Source organism: Pseudomonas sp. 910_21 (genome assembly GCF_052850735.1).
In genome coordinates this window covers 396,080-410,432 of record NZ_VXCY01000002.1, presented here as the reverse complement: position 1 = coordinate 410,432, position 14,353 = coordinate 396,080, and the positions used below count along the sequence as shown (strand labels likewise).

At 59.8% G+C, this 14,353-nt stretch carries 16 protein-coding genes; 12 read left to right on the top strand and 4 right to left on the bottom strand.

Features of this window, described 5'->3' with window-relative positions; genetic code table 11:
* The first annotated feature begins 49 nt into the window (after positions 1-49).
* From metG to FW796_RS06920, 8 genes are all read left to right on the top strand, one after another.
* The gene (metG, locus tag FW796_RS06955) at positions 50-2,101 is read left to right on the top strand and encodes a methionine--tRNA ligase (RefSeq protein WP_346632502.1); all 2,052 of its coding nucleotides are present in this window, start codon (positions 50-52) and stop codon (positions 2,099-2,101) included.
* Positions 2,102-2,230: 129 nt separating this feature from the next.
* Positions 2,231-2,812 carry an Rnf-Nqr domain containing protein gene (locus FW796_RS06950; protein WP_404937559.1) on the top strand — a complete coding sequence of 194 codons (582 nt, stop codon included), beginning with the start codon at positions 2,231-2,233 and terminating at the stop codon, positions 2,810-2,812.
* Positions 2,809-4,014: an electron transport complex subunit RsxB gene (gene rsxB, locus FW796_RS06945; protein ID WP_404937560.1), complete on the top strand. Its 1,206-nt coding sequence runs from the start codon at positions 2,809-2,811 to the stop codon at positions 4,012-4,014. The genes FW796_RS06950 and rsxB overlap by 4 nt, the downstream gene beginning before the upstream one ends.
* The gene (locus tag FW796_RS06940) at positions 4,001-4,987 is read left to right on the top strand and encodes an RnfABCDGE type electron transport complex subunit D (protein WP_346632505.1); all 987 of its coding nucleotides are present in this window, start codon (positions 4,001-4,003) and stop codon (positions 4,985-4,987) included. Before rsxB ends, FW796_RS06940 begins: the two co-directional genes overlap by 14 nt.
* Before the next feature lie 2 nt (positions 4,988-4,989).
* The gene (locus tag FW796_RS06935; RefSeq protein ID WP_446439175.1) at positions 4,990-5,601 is read left to right on the top strand and encodes an RnfABCDGE type electron transport complex subunit G; all 612 of its coding nucleotides are present in this window, start codon (positions 4,990-4,992) and stop codon (positions 5,599-5,601) included.
* Complete coding sequence (locus tag FW796_RS06930; RefSeq protein WP_346632507.1) at positions 5,594-6,190, top strand: Rnf-Nqr domain containing protein; 597 nt, start codon at positions 5,594-5,596, stop codon at positions 6,188-6,190. Before FW796_RS06935 ends, FW796_RS06930 begins: the two co-directional genes overlap by 8 nt.
* Before the next feature lie 7 nt (positions 6,191-6,197).
* Complete coding sequence (nth, locus tag FW796_RS06925; protein ID WP_346632508.1) at positions 6,198-6,836, top strand: endonuclease III; 639 nt, start codon at positions 6,198-6,200, stop codon at positions 6,834-6,836.
* Between the two features lie 107 nt (positions 6,837-6,943).
* Positions 6,944-7,123 carry a PA3496 family putative envelope integrity protein gene (locus FW796_RS06920; protein WP_346632509.1) on the top strand — a complete coding sequence of 60 codons (180 nt, stop codon included), beginning with the start codon at positions 6,944-6,946 and terminating at the stop codon, positions 7,121-7,123.
* Between the two features lie 138 nt (positions 7,124-7,261).
* Here the strand turns inward: FW796_RS06920 and FW796_RS06915 are convergent, their stop codons facing one another.
* The 3 genes from FW796_RS06915 to FW796_RS06905 all read right to left on the bottom strand — a co-directional run bounded on the left by FW796_RS06915 (position 7,262) and on the right by FW796_RS06905 (position 10,524).
* Positions 7,262-7,888 carry a response regulator transcription factor gene (locus FW796_RS06915; RefSeq protein WP_346632510.1) on the bottom strand — a complete coding sequence of 209 codons (627 nt, stop codon included), beginning with the start codon at positions 7,886-7,888 and terminating at the stop codon, positions 7,262-7,264.
* A gap of 374 nt (positions 7,889-8,262) precedes the next feature.
* On the bottom strand, positions 8,263-9,480 hold the full coding sequence (locus FW796_RS06910) for an argininosuccinate synthase (protein ID WP_102880745.1): 1,218 nt from the start codon (positions 9,478-9,480) through the stop codon (positions 8,263-8,265).
* A gap of 129 nt (positions 9,481-9,609) precedes the next feature.
* Positions 9,610-10,524, bottom strand: coding sequence for a flagellar protein MotY (locus FW796_RS06905; RefSeq protein WP_346632511.1), 915 nt, complete (start codon positions 10,522-10,524; stop codon positions 9,610-9,612).
* A gap of 156 nt (positions 10,525-10,680) precedes the next feature.
* On the opposite strand from FW796_RS06905, the gene pyrC reads away from it, so the two are divergent.
* Together pyrC and rnt are read left to right on the top strand one after the other, a co-directional pair.
* Positions 10,681-11,727 carry a dihydroorotase gene (gene pyrC / locus FW796_RS06900; RefSeq protein ID WP_346632512.1) on the top strand — a complete coding sequence of 349 codons (1,047 nt, stop codon included), beginning with the start codon at positions 10,681-10,683 and terminating at the stop codon, positions 11,725-11,727.
* On the top strand, positions 11,724-12,395 hold the full coding sequence (gene rnt, locus FW796_RS06895) for a ribonuclease T (protein WP_102860482.1): 672 nt from the start codon (positions 11,724-11,726) through the stop codon (positions 12,393-12,395). Before pyrC ends, rnt begins: the two co-directional genes overlap by 4 nt.
* 76 nt (positions 12,396-12,471) lie before the next feature.
* Here the strand turns inward: rnt and FW796_RS06890 are convergent, their stop codons facing one another.
* Entirely contained in the window at positions 12,472-13,074 is a 603-nt protein-coding gene (locus FW796_RS06890) for a peroxiredoxin (protein ID WP_007922432.1), read from the bottom strand.
* A gap of 322 nt (positions 13,075-13,396) precedes the next feature.
* Between FW796_RS06890 and FW796_RS06885 the strand changes: the two genes are divergently transcribed.
* Both FW796_RS06885 and bfr read left to right on the top strand, forming a co-directional pair.
* On the top strand, positions 13,397-13,615 hold the full coding sequence (locus FW796_RS06885) for a bacterioferritin-associated ferredoxin (protein ID WP_011063112.1): 219 nt from the start codon (positions 13,397-13,399) through the stop codon (positions 13,613-13,615).
* Positions 13,616-13,827: 212 nt separating this feature from the next.
* Complete coding sequence (gene bfr / locus FW796_RS06880) at positions 13,828-14,301, top strand: bacterioferritin (protein WP_025129649.1); 474 nt, start codon at positions 13,828-13,830, stop codon at positions 14,299-14,301.
* Positions 14,302-14,353: the final 52 nt, after the last annotated feature.

The window sequence follows — 14,353 nt, the reverse complement described above, 5'->3', positions numbered from 1 at the left end:
CTGGCGCTTTATAGTGGCCGACCTCCGTTTCATCAAGTAGCCGAGCCCCATGTCCGAGCCACGCAAGATCCTCGTCACCAGCGCCCTGCCCTATGCCAATGGTTCCATCCACCTTGGCCACATGCTTGAGTACATCCAGACCGACATGTGGGTGCGCTTCCAGAAGCATCGCGGCAACCAATGCATCTATGTCTGCGCCGACGACGCACACGGCTCGGCCATCATGTTGCGTGCGGAGAAGGAAGGCATCACCCCGGAACAACTGATCGCCAATGTCCAGGCTGAACACAGCGCCGACTTTGCCGAGTTCCTGGTGGACTTCGACAACTTCCACTCGACCCACGCCGAAGAAAACCGTGAGCTGTCGAGCCAGATCTACCTCAAGCTGCGAGACGCCGGGCACATCGCCACGCGTTCCATCACTCAGTATTTCGACCCGGAAAAGAAAATGTTCCTGGCCGACCGCTTCATCAAGGGCACCTGCCCGAAGTGCGGCACTGAGGACCAGTACGGCGACAACTGCGAAAAATGCGGCGCCACCTATGCCCCGACCGATCTGAAAGATCCAAAATCGGCGATCTCCGGCGCCACCCCGGTGCTCAAGGATTCCCAGCATTTCTTCTTCAAGCTGCCGGACTTCCAGCAGATGCTGCAGACCTGGACCCGCAGCGGCACCCTGCAGGACGCCGTCGCCAACAAGATCGCCGAGTGGCTGGATGCCGGCCTGCAGCAGTGGGACATCTCCCGCGATGCGCCGTACTTCGGCTTCGAGATCCCGGACGAGCCGGGCAAGTACTTCTATGTCTGGCTGGACGCGCCAATCGGCTACATGGCCAGTTTCAAGAACCTCTGCGCCCGTCGTCCGGAACTGGACTTCGACGCGTTCTGGGGCAAGGACTCCACCGCCGAGCTGTACCACTTCATCGGCAAGGACATCGTCAACTTCCACGCGCTGTTCTGGCCCGCCATGCTCGAAGGCGCCGGCTACCGCAAACCGACCGGCATCAACGTCCACGGCTACCTGACCGTCAACGGCCAGAAGATGTCCAAGTCCCGTGGCACCTTCATCAAGGCTCGCACCTATCTGGAGCACCTGTCGCCGGAATACCTGCGCTACTACTACGCCTCCAAGCTGGGCCGCGGTGTCGACGACCTGGACCTGAACCTCGAAGACTTCGTGCAGAAGGTCAACTCCGACCTGGTGGGCAAGGTGGTGAATATCGCCAGCCGTTGCGCCGGCTTCATCCACAAAGGCAACGCCGGGCTGATGGTCGACAGCAATGCCGCCCCCGAGCTGACCGAGGCCTTCCTGGCCGCGGCGCCAAGCATCGCCGACGCCTATGAAGCCCGTGATTTTGCCCGCGCCATGCGCGAGATCATGGGGCTGGCGGACCGCGCCAACGCCTGGATCGCCGACAAGGCCCCATGGTCGCTGAACAAGCAGGAAGGCAAGCAGGCTGAAGTCCAGGCCATCTGCGCCACCGGTATCAACCTGTTCCGCCAACTGGTGATTTTCCTCAAACCGGTGCTGCCGCTGCTGGCCGCCGATGCCGAGGCCTTCCTGAACGTTCCGGCACTGACCTGGAACGATCACCAGCACCTGCTGGCCAATCATCAACTCAACGAATTCAAGCCGCTGATGACGCGGATCGACCCGGTAAAAGTCCAAGCCATGACCGACGCCTCGAAAGAAGACCTGGCCGCCAGCCAGACCGACACCGGCACAGCCACGCCAGCGGGCAACGGCGAACTGGCCAAGGACCCGCTGTCACCGGAAATCGACTTCGACGCCTTTGCCGCCATCGACCTGCGCGTCGCCTTGATCGTCAAGGCCGAAGCCGTGGAAGGTGCCGACAAGCTACTGCGCCTGACCCTGGATATCGGTGACGAGCAGCGCAACGTGTTCTCCGGGATCAAGAGCGCTTACCCGGACCCGTCCAAGCTCGATGGTCGCCTGACCATGATGATCGCCAACCTCAAGCCGCGGAAAATGAAGTTCGGCATCTCCGAGGGCATGGTGATGGCCGCCGGTCCTGGCGGTGAAGAGATCTACCTGCTGAGCCCGGACAGCGGCGCCAAGCCCGGCCAGCGGATCAAGTAAGGCTGCAGGCTGGACCCCGTCCCCCCCTTGCGCCCCGCGCAACGGGGGGATTTGCATATCTGGCGGGCCCTGCGCCCGCGCCGGAGTTTGCCTACTCTTGAGGGACAGCCTGCCCGTACCGGCCCAACCATGACCCACTTCCTGTTCGCCCTTGTCAGCACCGCCCTGATCAACAACTTCGTGTTGCAGTGGCCGCTGGGCGTCGATCCGCTGCTGCACGCCCCAGCCGATAGCACCCGGCAGCGGATCCACGCGCTGGGCCTGGCAACCACGGTCTTGATGCTGATCAGCTGCGTGCTCGGCCACGTCCTTTATCGTGGCGCGCTGCTGCCTTTGGGACTGGAGTCCTTGCAGTTGTTTCTCTGGCTGCCTCTGAGCGTGCTGCTGATCAAGCCAGTGTTGCAGCTGCTGTCCCGGGCCTTGCCCAGAGTTTCGTTCGACGGCCTTTGGCCGTTGCTGCTGGGCAATGCCGGCGCGCTCGGCCTGCTGCTGATCGCCACAGGGGAAAACCTCGGGCTCGCGACGCTCAGCGCCATGAGCCTGGGAGCCGGACTGGGCTTCTGGCTGGTACTGAGCCTGTTCAACGATCTGCGCCAGCGTATCTCCAACAACGATATTCCCCTGCCCTGGCGCGGCCTGCCGATCGACCTGATCAGCGCCGGCCTGCTGGCAGTGGCGTTTTTCGGCTTCAACGGACTGATCAAAACATGAGTCTGATTCAACGCATCGACGCCCTCCTGCCCCAGACCCAGTGCGGCAAATGCGGCCATCCCGGATGCAAACCCTACGCCCAGGGCATCGCCAACGGCGAGGCCATCAACAAGTGCCCACCCGGCGGTGAGGAAACCATTGCCGGCCTGGCGCAACTGCTGCAGCTACCGGTGCTGGAGCTCGATCGCAGCCGCGGCGAGGCTCCGGCCCAGATCGCCTATATTCGCGAAGCCGAATGCATCGGCTGCACCAAATGCATCCAGGCCTGTCCCGTGGACGCCATCGTCGGCGCGGCCAAATTGATGCACACCGTGCTTGTGGACGAATGCACCGGCTGCGACCTGTGCGTAGCGCCCTGTCCGGTGGACTGCATTGATATGCTGCCGCTGCCTGAGGCCAAGGTGGTGCCGATCGTCGGCGGCCTGGCCACCAGCCCCGAGCAGCTGCAAGCCCGCAGCAGCAAGCGCGAACAGGCGCGAAGACGCTTCGAACAACGCAACGAACGCTTGCAACGGGAAGAGGCCCGGCGCCTGGCCGAACGCCAGGCCCGCGCACAACGAGCCGCGCAAACCACTGACGACAACCAGAACCCGGTGCAGGCCGCCATCGAGCGGGTCCGTGCACAGAAGGCCGCTGCGGCCGATGCAGCGCTGAAAAAAGCCAAGATCGAGCTAGCCATGAGCCGGGCCCAGCTGCACAAGTCCCTCAAGGCTTTCGGCCATCCACCGACCTTTGAGCAGCAAATGCAATTGATCGTCCTGCAGCGTCAGTTCGAAACCGCCGAGCAGGCCTTGGCCCAGCTGGAGTTCCAAGCGCCACCTGCTCCGACGCCGGTGGCCAAGGATGCTGAGCTCAAGCGAGCGAAGATCCAGTTGGCGACGCGCCGCGCCGAACTGAAGAAAGCTCAGGCGGCTGAAGCGTCCAGTGCTGAACTGGAAACCCTGAACGCAGCCCTGGCGGCGGCCGAACAGGCCCTGCATGCCGCCGAGGACGCCTGTGCGAAACCGGCGCCGACACTGACTCGTATCGAAAAACGCCCGATCGATCCACAACTGCGGCAACTGAAAACCGAGCTGGCCTACGCCCGCGCCGACCTGAACAAACTACAGCGCCAGCCCGACACCCGCGCAGAACAGCTGGCCCAGGCTCAGGCACGCTTGCACGAGGCCGAGCGCCAGGTGAAGGCCCATGCTGATTGCTGACGGCGTCGACCAGCGCCTGCGCCAGGCCATGCAGCGAGTGCTGCTGGCCACGTTGCCGGGACTGTTGGTGCTGCTGTGGCTGTACGGATGGGGCGTGCTGCTCAATCTGCTGCTGACCGTCAGCGGCGCCCTGGTCGCGGAAGCCCTGGTCCTGTACGTCAGACGACGCCCGCTGCCGCCCAACCTCGGTGACGGCAGCGCCTTGGTCAGCGCCACGCTGCTGGCCCTGGCCTTGCCACCTTATTGCCCTTGGTGGCTGCCGCTGAGCGCAGCTGCCGCGGCCATTCTCCTGGGCAAGCAGGTTTACGGTGGTGTCGGCCAAAATCCGTTCAATCCGGCCATGCTCGGCTACGCCCTGGCCTTGCTGTGTTTTCCCCAGTCGATGACCCATTGGCCGGCGCACCACGCCATGGACCTGCTCGGTGGCCTGCAACAGGTATTCGGTGTCGCGGACGGCCTGCATCCGGATGCCTGGGTCCAAGCTACCGCGCTGGACAGCCTGCGGATCAACAAAAGCCTGACCCTCGACGAACTCTTTGCCAGCAACCCCGCCTTCGGTCACTTCGGCGGCCGTGGTGCCGAATGGATCAGCCTGGGATTTCTCGCCGGAGGACTGTTTCTGCTGCAGCAGCGGGTCATCAGTTGGCAGGCGCCCGTGGGCATGCTGGGCAGCCTCTTTGTCATCAGCCTGCTGTGCTGGAACGGCTCGGGCTCCGACTCCCATGGTTCGCCGCTGTTTCACCTGCTCAGCGGCGCCAGCATGCTGGGCGCATTCTTTATCGTCACTGAACCGGTGTCCGGCCCCAAGGCAGCGAAAGCCAGGCTGCTGTTCGGCGCCGGCGTCGGTCTGCTGACCTACCTGATCCGCACCTGGGGCGGCTACCCCGACGGCGTTGCCTTCGCCGTACTACTGATGAATCTGGCGGTGCCGGGGCTGGAGCGCCTGTGCTCCTCGGAACAGGAGAAGACTTGAGCATGACGAGAACTCGCGGTCTGCTCCTGCTGGTACTGCTCGGCGTTCTCGGCGTGGGCGCCACCCTGTGGCTGCAATACGCTGGCGCACCGCGCATCGCCGCCGAGCAACGGGCATTGCAGGCCCGCAAGTTACTCGACCTGCTGCCCACGACAAGCTACGACAACCAGCCACTGGACCGGCCACTGCCCTTGAGTGATGTGCAACTGGACAACAGCCGCTTGCTGAATGGTTACCTGGCCACCCGCGAGGGTCTGCCCAGCGCTGTGCTGTTGCGCAGTCGAGTGAACGGTTACGCCGGCCCCATCGAGCTGCTGATCGCCATCGACAGCCATGGCCGCCTGCTGGGGAGCAAGACGCTCAGGCAGGATGAGACCCCAGGCCTGGGAGGCCGCATCGCCGAGCAGCCCAACGCCTGGCTGCAGGGGTTTTCCGGCAAATCCCGCACGTCCCCGGACGATGCTGCCTGGGCCCTGAAAAAGGACAATGGCCAGTTCGATCAGATCGCGGGCGCCACCATCACCTCCCGTGCGGCGATCAGCGCCCTGCACGATGCCCTGCGCTACTTCGATGAGCATCGCCAGCAACTGCTTCCAGGAGCCGCTCATGAGTAAGCCACTGTCATTGCCGGGCCTGCTGATGCTGACGCCGTTGATCGGGGCCACGGATGCCTGGGTCAAAGCGCTGGGCCTGGCGCTGGCATCCACTCTGCTGATCGGGGCCTTTGGGGCCGGTATGGGCCTGCTGCGGCCACACTTGCAAAGCCGTCAGCAGTGGCTGGCCAGCCTGTTGCTCGCCGCCACTCTCGGCAGTTGGCTATGGCTGGCGGTGCAAGCCTGGAGTTATGAGCTGCACCAGCAGTTGAGCCTGTACCTGGGCCTGCTGCCCCTGCAATGCGTGATATTGGAGCAGGCGGGCTTCTTCCAGCACCGCGACCGGCTGCGCCTGGCTGCCGGTTTCTGTGGCGCGCTGGTGCTGGTGGGCGCACTGCGCGAATTGCTGGGCACCGGCGCCCTGGGCAGCCATCTGGGCTGGTTGGCCGGCCTGCCCGGTGATGGCGCTGGCTGGGTGTTGCTGCCCCAAGGCGGATTGCGCCTGCTGACTCTGGCCCCTGGGGGTTTTATCCTGCTTGGCCTGCTGCTGGCGGCAAAGCAGGCCTGGACCGCCTCTTCGTCCTTCAATCGACCGCCTTCGAGGAAATGAACCACCCATGAATGCCGCCAAACGCCTGGAAATATTTCGCCGACTTCACGAAGACAATCCCGAACCGAAAACCGAACTGGCCTACTCCTCGCCATTCGAGTTGCTGATCGCGGTCATTCTTTCGGCGCAATCGACCGACGTCGGGGTCAACAAGGCGACCGCCAAACTCTTTCCCGTGGCCAATACACCAGCGGCTATCCATGCCCTGGGGGTCGAGGGACTGTCCGAATACATCAAGACCATCGGCCTGTACAACAGCAAGGCCAAGAACGTCATCGAGACCTGCCGCCTGCTGGTGGAACGCCACAACAGCGAAGTGCCACAAACCCGGGAAGAGCTGGAAGCCTTGCCCGGCGTCGGCCGCAAGACCGCCAACGTAGTCCTCAACACCGCCTTCCGGCAATTGACCATGGCCGTGGACACCCACATCTTCCGGGTCAGCAACCGCACCGGGCTGGCCCCGGGCAAGAATGTGGTGGAAGTGGAAAAGAAACTGATGAAGTTTGTGCCCAGGGAGTTTCTGCTGGACTCCCATCACTGGCTGATCCTTCACGGTCGCTACGTCTGCCTGGCACGCAAGCCACGTTGCGGGAGCTGTCGAATCGAAGACCTGTGCGAATACAAGCAAAAGACTTCTGACGATTGAGGAAGCATTGATTTTGCTGATGAGTCGATTGAAAAAATCTTTTTTACCCGCCAGGAGAATATCGATATAAGGAGCGCCAATGGCAGTCTTAGCCTGGAGTTGACCTTATGAGCACTGGCAAAGAACAACTGGACGTAGAAGAAGACTTCATCGCGGCAGAGACAGACGATGCTGAACCGGTGGTCGAGGTGGCGAAAACCAATCTGAGCAAACGCAGAACCATCGACAATCTTCTGGAAGAACGACGCCTGCAGAAACAACTGGCCGATTACGACTTTGACCTCTAGTCACAAAAGAGCCTCCAGATGGAGGTTTTTTTGTGCCTCTCTCGCTCCGAAACTCGACCGGTCAGCCCCTCGGCATGACCGGCCCGTTCCGAACTAGCCGGTTGCTCCACTCAAGGTTGTCGCTTCAGTAACCAACACTCATACCAACTGATGGCGCTGGGCAAACTCGATCAGGTCAACCAATGAACGAGCATTGAGCTTGGCCAACAACCGCCGCTTGTAAGTGCTGACGGTCTTGTTGCTCAGGCACAAGCCCTCAGCGATTTCCTTGTTACTCATGCCATTGGTGAGCTGCTTCAATACGATCAACTCACGCCCTGAAAGAAGTTCGATCATTTCTTCCTCGCTGCTGACGCCCTGACTGGAACGAAAGGTGTGCAACGCCTCGTTGGGAAAGTAGCTGTAACCCGCCAGCACCGCCCGCACCGCACTGATCAGTTCGGTAATGTCCTGCTGCTTGCACACATAGCCGGCAGCACCGGCCTGCATGCAACGCATGGAAAAGGGTCCAGGAACTTGCAGAGTCAACACTAGTATCTTGATCGGCATACCTCTGGACATCAGGCGGGTTATAACTTCAAGTCCATCAAGTTGTGGGATACCAATATCCAGAATCAAAATATCGGGAACATATTCAAGAGCCAACTTCAAAGCGTCCGTGCCATTATCTGCTTCTGCTACTACTTCAAAACCATGGCGTTCCATCAACATGCGCACAGCCAAGCGGATAACAGGATGATCATCCACGATCAATACTCTTTTCATAGGTCCATCCAAGTCCTGAGAGTTTTTTAGAGCCCGCACAATACCCCAGAGAATTGACTCTGACACCGTGCTACCTGGGGCTACGACCCTACGAGGACGATCCTTACAAACAATACCGATTTGCCTTACAAAATAATTTAGATAAAGGTCACTTAACTGGAAAAGCGCTTAGGATTAATCGCTAGACCAGCTACTTTTCGTACTAAAAACCACATCATCAGGCATCACTTTCAGCGGTAGTGATTAACAAACTGCAATCAAGAAAGCCGCCCCATTCAATCAACTGGCCTGTTCAGCTTCTGGCCGAAAGCACTATTAATCAGGGGCAAAAAAAAGCCCCGCTTATCGCGGGGCTCTTTTAACAACTCAAGGTATCAGACCAGGGTCCGTCCCTTGTTTGCAGCGATGCGCATGCGCAGGGCGTTGAGCTTGATGAAGCCTGCTGCGTCCGCCTGGTTGTAAGCACCGCCGTCTTCTTCGAAGGTGGCGATGTTGGCGTCAAACAGCGACTCATCGGACTTGCGACCGGTAACGATCACGTTGCCCTTGTACAGCTTCAGGCGCACTACACCGTTCACGTGGGCTTGGGAGGCGTCGATCATCTGTTGCAGCATCAGACGCTCCGGGCTCCACCAGTAGCCGGTGTAGATCAGGCTGGCGTACTTGGGCATCAGCTCGTCTTTGAGGTGGGCCACTTCACGGTCCAGGGTGATGGACTCGATGGCGCGGTGAGCGCGCAGCATGATGGTGCCACCAGGCGTCTCGTAGCAGCCACGGGACTTCATGCCCACGTAACGGTTCTCGACGATGTCCAGACGACCGATGCCGTGTTCACCACCGATGCGGTTCAGGGTCGCCAGCACGGTAGCCGGAGTCATTTCCACGCCGTCGATGGCGACGATGTCGCCGTTGCGGTAGGTCAGCTCCAGGTATTGCGGGGTGTCAGGAGCCTTCTCCGGGGAGACGGTCCAGCGCCACATGTCTTCTTCGTGCTCGGTCCAGGTGTCTTCCAGAACGCCGCCTTCATAGGAGATATGCAGCAGGTTGGCGTCCATCGAGTACGGCGACTTCTTCTTGCCGTGACGCTCGATCGGAATACCGTGCTTCTCGGCGTAGTCCATCAGCTTCTCGCGGGACAGCAGGTCCCACTCGCGCCAAGGGGCGATCACTTTGACCCCAGGCTTGAGAGCATAGGCGCCCAGCTCGAAACGCACCTGATCGTTGCCCTTGCCGGTGGCGCCATGGGAAATGGCATCGGCACCAGTCTCATTGGCGATTTCGATCAAACGCTTGGCGATCAACGGACGAGCGATGGAAGTACCCAGCAGGTACTCGCCTTCGTAGACGGTGTTGGCGCGGAACATCGGGAAAACGAAATCACGCACGAACTCTTCGCGCAGATCGTCGATGTAGATCTCTTTGACGCCCATGGCTTGCGCCTTGGCGCGGGCCGGCTCGACCTCTTCGCCTTGGCCCAGGTCAGCAGTGAAAGTCACTACTTCACAGTTGTAAGTATCCTGCAGCCACTTGAGGATCACCGAAGTGTCCAGGCCGCCCGAATACGCCAGAACGACCTTGTTTACGTCCGCCATGCCATCACTCCACGGGGTTGTACGGAAAGCCGTCGAGTCTACCGATCCACGAGGATAATTTACAGAGGCGCGACAGCTTATGACGACCAAGCGACAGATTATGTCGAGCGCGCGACGACGACAGCCGTATCAGGAAGTCGCTGCTGCGCTCGAACCAGAGGCGGCCTGAGGCGCCGGAGCCGGTTTTTCGGTGGGGGCAACCCGCTCCAGATGCACATTGACCCGGCGGTTCTTCGCTCGATTGGCTGCATTAGTGTTGGGAGCCAAGGGATAACGCTCGCCATGGAAGCGCACAACAATCTGGTTTTCCGCCAAACCGTTGGCCTTGAAGAACTCCATCACTGCCAGGGCGCGGCGTCGGGACAGGTCGCGGTTGGTCAAGCGGTTACCGCTGTTATCAGAGTGGCCGTCCAGTTCGACGTGATTGACCGTCGGATCGGCCTTGATGAAGTCCACCATCACCTGCAACTTCGCCTTGGCGCGAGCATCGAGTTCGATACCGCCACCCGGGAAACCGATCTCGCCCTGTTTCACCTGTTCGTAGTTCATCGGCAGCAGTTTGGTCATGCAGCTTTGATAGTCGCTGTAGGCCTTGCTGAATTTCACCGGTAGCAAGCGCACCTCGGAAACCCCGCCCTCGCGGGAAAAATGCCGGACCACCGGACTGCGTCCCTCCAGCAAGCCGATGATCAGGCGACCGGCCTGCATCTGGTTGCTGTTGTACAGCACCCCATCCGTACCGGCCTTGACCGCTCCGAGGTTGATGTCGCCACGCCCCGGCTGCCAGGGCGCAGCGGCTGCAAGCAGAGTCGCCGAGCCACCCGCCTGCATCGGGTTGAAACTCTTGAGGCGAAAGATCGCCTGCTCGCCGGCGCGGCGAACGAATTCGCCGGAACCGAAATCGGTGACGGGCTGGATCAAGCGGCACTCGAATTTGTCGCCTTCGACCGTCCACTCAATGCTCTCCAGACGGGTCTGGAAAGTGAGAGCCATCGCGGGCAGGCTGGCAAACACACTGAGCAAGGCTAGATAACGCTGGCGCACGGGAGGCTCCACTGACGTGTACAACAGAAAAATCGACAGGCGTTAATACGCCATACCTTCGGGATATCGGTTGCTCGTCGCAAAACTTGATAGCGAGTGCCTGGAAGAGTCTTTTCCGGTAGCATTCCCCCGAGTTTTACCCGCCTGGAACCTCCAATGTCCGACCGCCTGACCCTGCTGCGTCCCGACGACTGGCATATTCATCTTCGCGATGGTGCCGTGTTGCCCAATACAGTCGCAGATGTCGCGCGCACCTTTGGCCGCGCCATCATCATGCCCAACCTGGTACCTCCGGTGCGCAACGCCGCGGAAGCCGATGCCTATCGCCAGCGTATTCTAGCTGCGCGCCCGGCCGGCAGCCGCTTCGAGCCGCTGATGGTGCTCTACCTGACCGACCGCACCCAGCCGGACGAAATCCGCGCAGCCAAGGCCTGCGGTTTCGTGCACGCCGCCAAGCTGTACCCGGCCGGCGCGACCACCAACTCGGACTCGGGCGTGACCAGCATCGACAAGATCTTCCCGGTGCTCGAAGCGATGGCCGAAGTTGGCCTGCCTCTGCTGATCCACGGTGAAGTGACCCGTGGCGACGTCGACGTCTTCGACCGGGAAAAAATCTTCATCGACGAGCATATGCGTCGCGTGGTCGAGCGCTTCCCCAGCCTGAAAGTGGTGTTCGAACACATCACCACCGGTGAAGCCGTGCAGTTCGTCAAGGAGGCTTCGGCCAACGTTGGCGCAACCATCACCGCGCACCACCTGCTGTACAACCGCAACCACATGCTGGTGGGCGGTATTCGCCCGCACTTCTATTGCCTGCCGATTCTCAAGCGCAACACCCACCAGGAAGCCCTGCTGGATGCGGCCACCAGCGGCAGCGAGAAGTTCTTCCTCGGCACCGACTCGGCGCCTCATGCCCAGCACGCCAAGGAAGCCGCTTGCGGTTGCGCCGGTTGCTACAGCGCCTATGCCGCGATTGAGCTGTATGCCGAGGCGTTCGAACAGCGCAATGCCCTGGATAAACTGGAAGCCTTTGCCAGCCTCAACGGCCCGCGCTTCTACGGCCTGCCGGCCAACACCGATCGCATCACCCTGGTTCGTGAAGAATGGACCGCCCCCGCCAGCCTGCCGTTTGGTGAGCTGACTGTCATTCCGCTGCGCGCCGGTGAAAAACTGCGCTGGCGCCTGCTGGAGGATCACTCGTGAGTGACGACCATTTCGACGACGAACAAGAAGGTAACGGCGGCGGCCCTCGGCACCCGATGGCGGCGCGCTTTCGTGGTTACCTGCCAGTAGTCGTCGACGTTGAAACCGGCGGTTTCAACTCGGCCACCGACGCCCTGCTAGAGATTGCCGCCACCACTATCGGCATGGATGAAAAAGGCTTCGTGTTCCCGGAACACACCTATTTCTTCCGGGTTGAGCCTTTTGAAGGCGCGAACATCGAAGCCGCTGCCCTGGAGTTCACCGGGATCAAGCTCGACCACCCGCTGCGCATGGCCGTCAGCGAAGAAACTGCCCTGACCGATATTTTCCGTGGGGTGCGCAAGGCACTGAAGGCCAATGGCTGCAAACGCGCCATTCTGGTAGGCCACAACAGCAGCTTCGATCTGGGCTTCCTGAATGCCGCCGTAGCTCGCCTGGATATGAAGCGCAATCCGTTCCATCCGTTCTCCAGCTTCGACACCGCCACCCTGGCTGGCCTGGCGTACGGCCAGACCGTACTGGCAAAGGCCTGCCAGAGCGCGGACATCGACTTCGACGGTCGTGAGGCCCACTCGGCTCGCTACGACACAGAGAAGACTGCCGAGTTGTTCTGTGGCATCGTCAACCGCTGGAAACAAATGGGCGGCTGGCAGGATTTCGACGACTGATTAATTCTTCGTCGGGTGAATTGCTCCCATAAAAAAACCGGCCCTGAGGCCGGTTTTTTTATGCGTGACGCCAGGCTTACAGCTTGCCAGCGTTCTCGCTCAGGTAAGCGGCAACGCCTTCTGGCGAAGCGGTCATGCCTTTGTCGCCTTTTTTCCAGTTGGCAGGGCAGACTTCGCCGTGCTCTTCGTGGAATTGCAGAGCATCGACCAGACGGATCAGCTCTTCCATGTTACGGCCCAGTGGCAGGTCGTTGACGATCTGCGAACGAACAACGCCTTTATCGTCGATCAGGAACGCGCCACGGAAAGCCACGCCGCCTTCGGACTCAACGTCGTAGGCCTTGGCGATGTCGTGCTTCATGTCAGCCGCCATGATGTATTGAACCTGACCAATGCCGCCGGCATTGATCGGGGTGTTGCGCCAGGCGTTGTGAGTGAAGTGCGAATCGATCGAAACAGCGATCACTTCCACGTTACGAGCCTTGAAGTCAGCCATGCGGTGGTCCAGGGCGATCAGCTCGGACGGGCAAACGAAGGTGAAGTCCAGTGGATAGAAGAACACCAGGCCGTATTTGCCTTTGATGGCCGAGGACAGGGTGAAACTGTCGACGATTTCGCCATTGCCGAGAACGGCCGGTACGGTGAAGTCAGGGGCTTGTTTGCCTACGAGTACGCTCATTGGATATCTCCTGGTGTGGACGTAGTAATGAAGAAGGGGATTGGCCTTGAGTCTGCCACGCGGATGCGACAGCTCCGTGACCTGACCCCGCTTCGCAAGGACCGACCATCATACACCGCGTCTTTGAGCTGTCCTTAACGGTTTTTCGTCGCCCTGGCTCACAAAGCGGAAAATGCGAATCATCTGTCTCTATCGTGAACAAAACCGTTCGTCACCCAGGTAGGAAACTGCAACAAAGGCGACCGAAACCACTTTGACAATCATTCTCGTTAACATTAAGATCCATCGCAATTGAGCCCTAACCAGCGACGGTTCTCATCCTATGTATGTCTGCCTCTGCACCGGTGTCACCGACGGACAAATTCGCGAAGCCATCTATGAAGGTTGCTGCAGCTACCGCGAAGTGCGTCAGGCAACCGGCGTCGCCAGCCAGTGCGGTAAATGCGCATGCCTGGCCAAGCAAGTGGTCCGCGAGACACTGACCGAACTGCAGAGCAGCCAGGCGGCAATTCCCTATCCAGTGGAATTTAATGTCGCTTGAATTTTCGAATAAATCGCACTGTTTTAAACAACCGGACCTAGCGTCCGGTTTTTTTATGCCTGTAATTCAATCGCTTAGGGTCAAAACGCGGAACACAAACATTCTTATTCCGATTAATTTTCATATATTATTCAATAACTTAGGTTTGACAGTAATGTTTGCGCGGCTCAGACTCTGCCCTTATTCCACTAATTAAAGGGCAGGACCCCATCATGAAAGGCGACATTACAGTCATCCAGCATCTCAATAAAATCCTTGCCAATGAACTGGTCGCGATCAATCAGTACTTCCTGCATGCACGCATGTATGAAGATTGGGGCCTGAACAAGCTGGGCAAGCACGAGTACCACGAGTCCATCGATGAGATGAAGCATGCGGACAAGCTGATCAAGCGCATCCTCTTCCTCGAAGGCCTGCCGAACGTTCAGGACCTGGGCAAGCTGCACATTGGCGAACACACCAAGGAAATGCTCGAGTGCGACCTGCGTATCGAGCGCACCGGTCATGCGGACCTCAAGGCAGCCATCGCCCATTGTGAATCGGTGAGCGACTTCGGCAGCCGTGAACTGCTGGAAGATATTCTTGAATCCGAAGAAGAACATATCGACTGGCTGGAAACCCAATTGGGCCTGATCGATAAAGTCGGTATCGAGAACTATCTGCAATCGCAAATGGGTGACGAGTAACTTAACTCGTAATACTCAAACAATAAAAAGCCCCGCCCTCGAAAGAGAGGCG

What these genes read in the sequence shown, in the direction of transcription:
- FW796_RS06930 (WP_346632507.1), top strand. Translation starts at nt 5,594, where the DNA reads ATGAGTAAGCCACTGTCATTGCCGGGCCTGCTGATGCTGACGCCGTTG.
- bfr (WP_025129649.1), top strand. Translation starts at nt 13,828, where the DNA reads ATGAAAGGCGACATTACAGTCATCCAGCATCTCAATAAAATCCTTGCC.
- FW796_RS06940 (WP_346632505.1), top strand. Translation starts at nt 4,001, where the DNA reads ATGCTGATTGCTGACGGCGTCGACCAGCGCCTGCGCCAGGCCATGCAG.
- FW796_RS06950 (WP_404937559.1), top strand. Translation starts at nt 2,231, where the DNA reads ATGACCCACTTCCTGTTCGCCCTTGTCAGCACCGCCCTGATCAACAAC.
- FW796_RS06910 (WP_102880745.1), bottom strand. Translation starts at nt 9,480, where the DNA reads ATGGCGGACGTAAACAAGGTCGTTCTGGCGTATTCGGGCGGCCTGGAC.
- metG (WP_346632502.1), top strand. Translation starts at nt 50, where the DNA reads ATGTCCGAGCCACGCAAGATCCTCGTCACCAGCGCCCTGCCCTATGCC.
- FW796_RS06915 (WP_346632510.1), bottom strand. Translation starts at nt 7,888, where the DNA reads ATGAAAAGAGTATTGATCGTGGATGATCATCCTGTTATCCGCTTGGCT.
- FW796_RS06890 (WP_007922432.1), bottom strand. Translation starts at nt 13,074, where the DNA reads ATGAGCGTACTCGTAGGCAAACAAGCCCCTGACTTCACCGTACCGGCC.
- FW796_RS06885 (WP_011063112.1), top strand. Translation starts at nt 13,397, where the DNA reads ATGTATGTCTGCCTCTGCACCGGTGTCACCGACGGACAAATTCGCGAA.
- pyrC (WP_346632512.1), top strand. Translation starts at nt 10,681, where the DNA reads ATGTCCGACCGCCTGACCCTGCTGCGTCCCGACGACTGGCATATTCAT.
- FW796_RS06920 (WP_346632509.1), top strand. Translation starts at nt 6,944, where the DNA reads ATGAGCACTGGCAAAGAACAACTGGACGTAGAAGAAGACTTCATCGCG.
- FW796_RS06935 (WP_446439175.1), top strand. Translation starts at nt 4,990, where the DNA reads ATGACGAGAACTCGCGGTCTGCTCCTGCTGGTACTGCTCGGCGTTCTC.
- rsxB (WP_404937560.1), top strand. Translation starts at nt 2,809, where the DNA reads ATGAGTCTGATTCAACGCATCGACGCCCTCCTGCCCCAGACCCAGTGC.
- nth (WP_346632508.1), top strand. Translation starts at nt 6,198, where the DNA reads ATGAATGCCGCCAAACGCCTGGAAATATTTCGCCGACTTCACGAAGAC.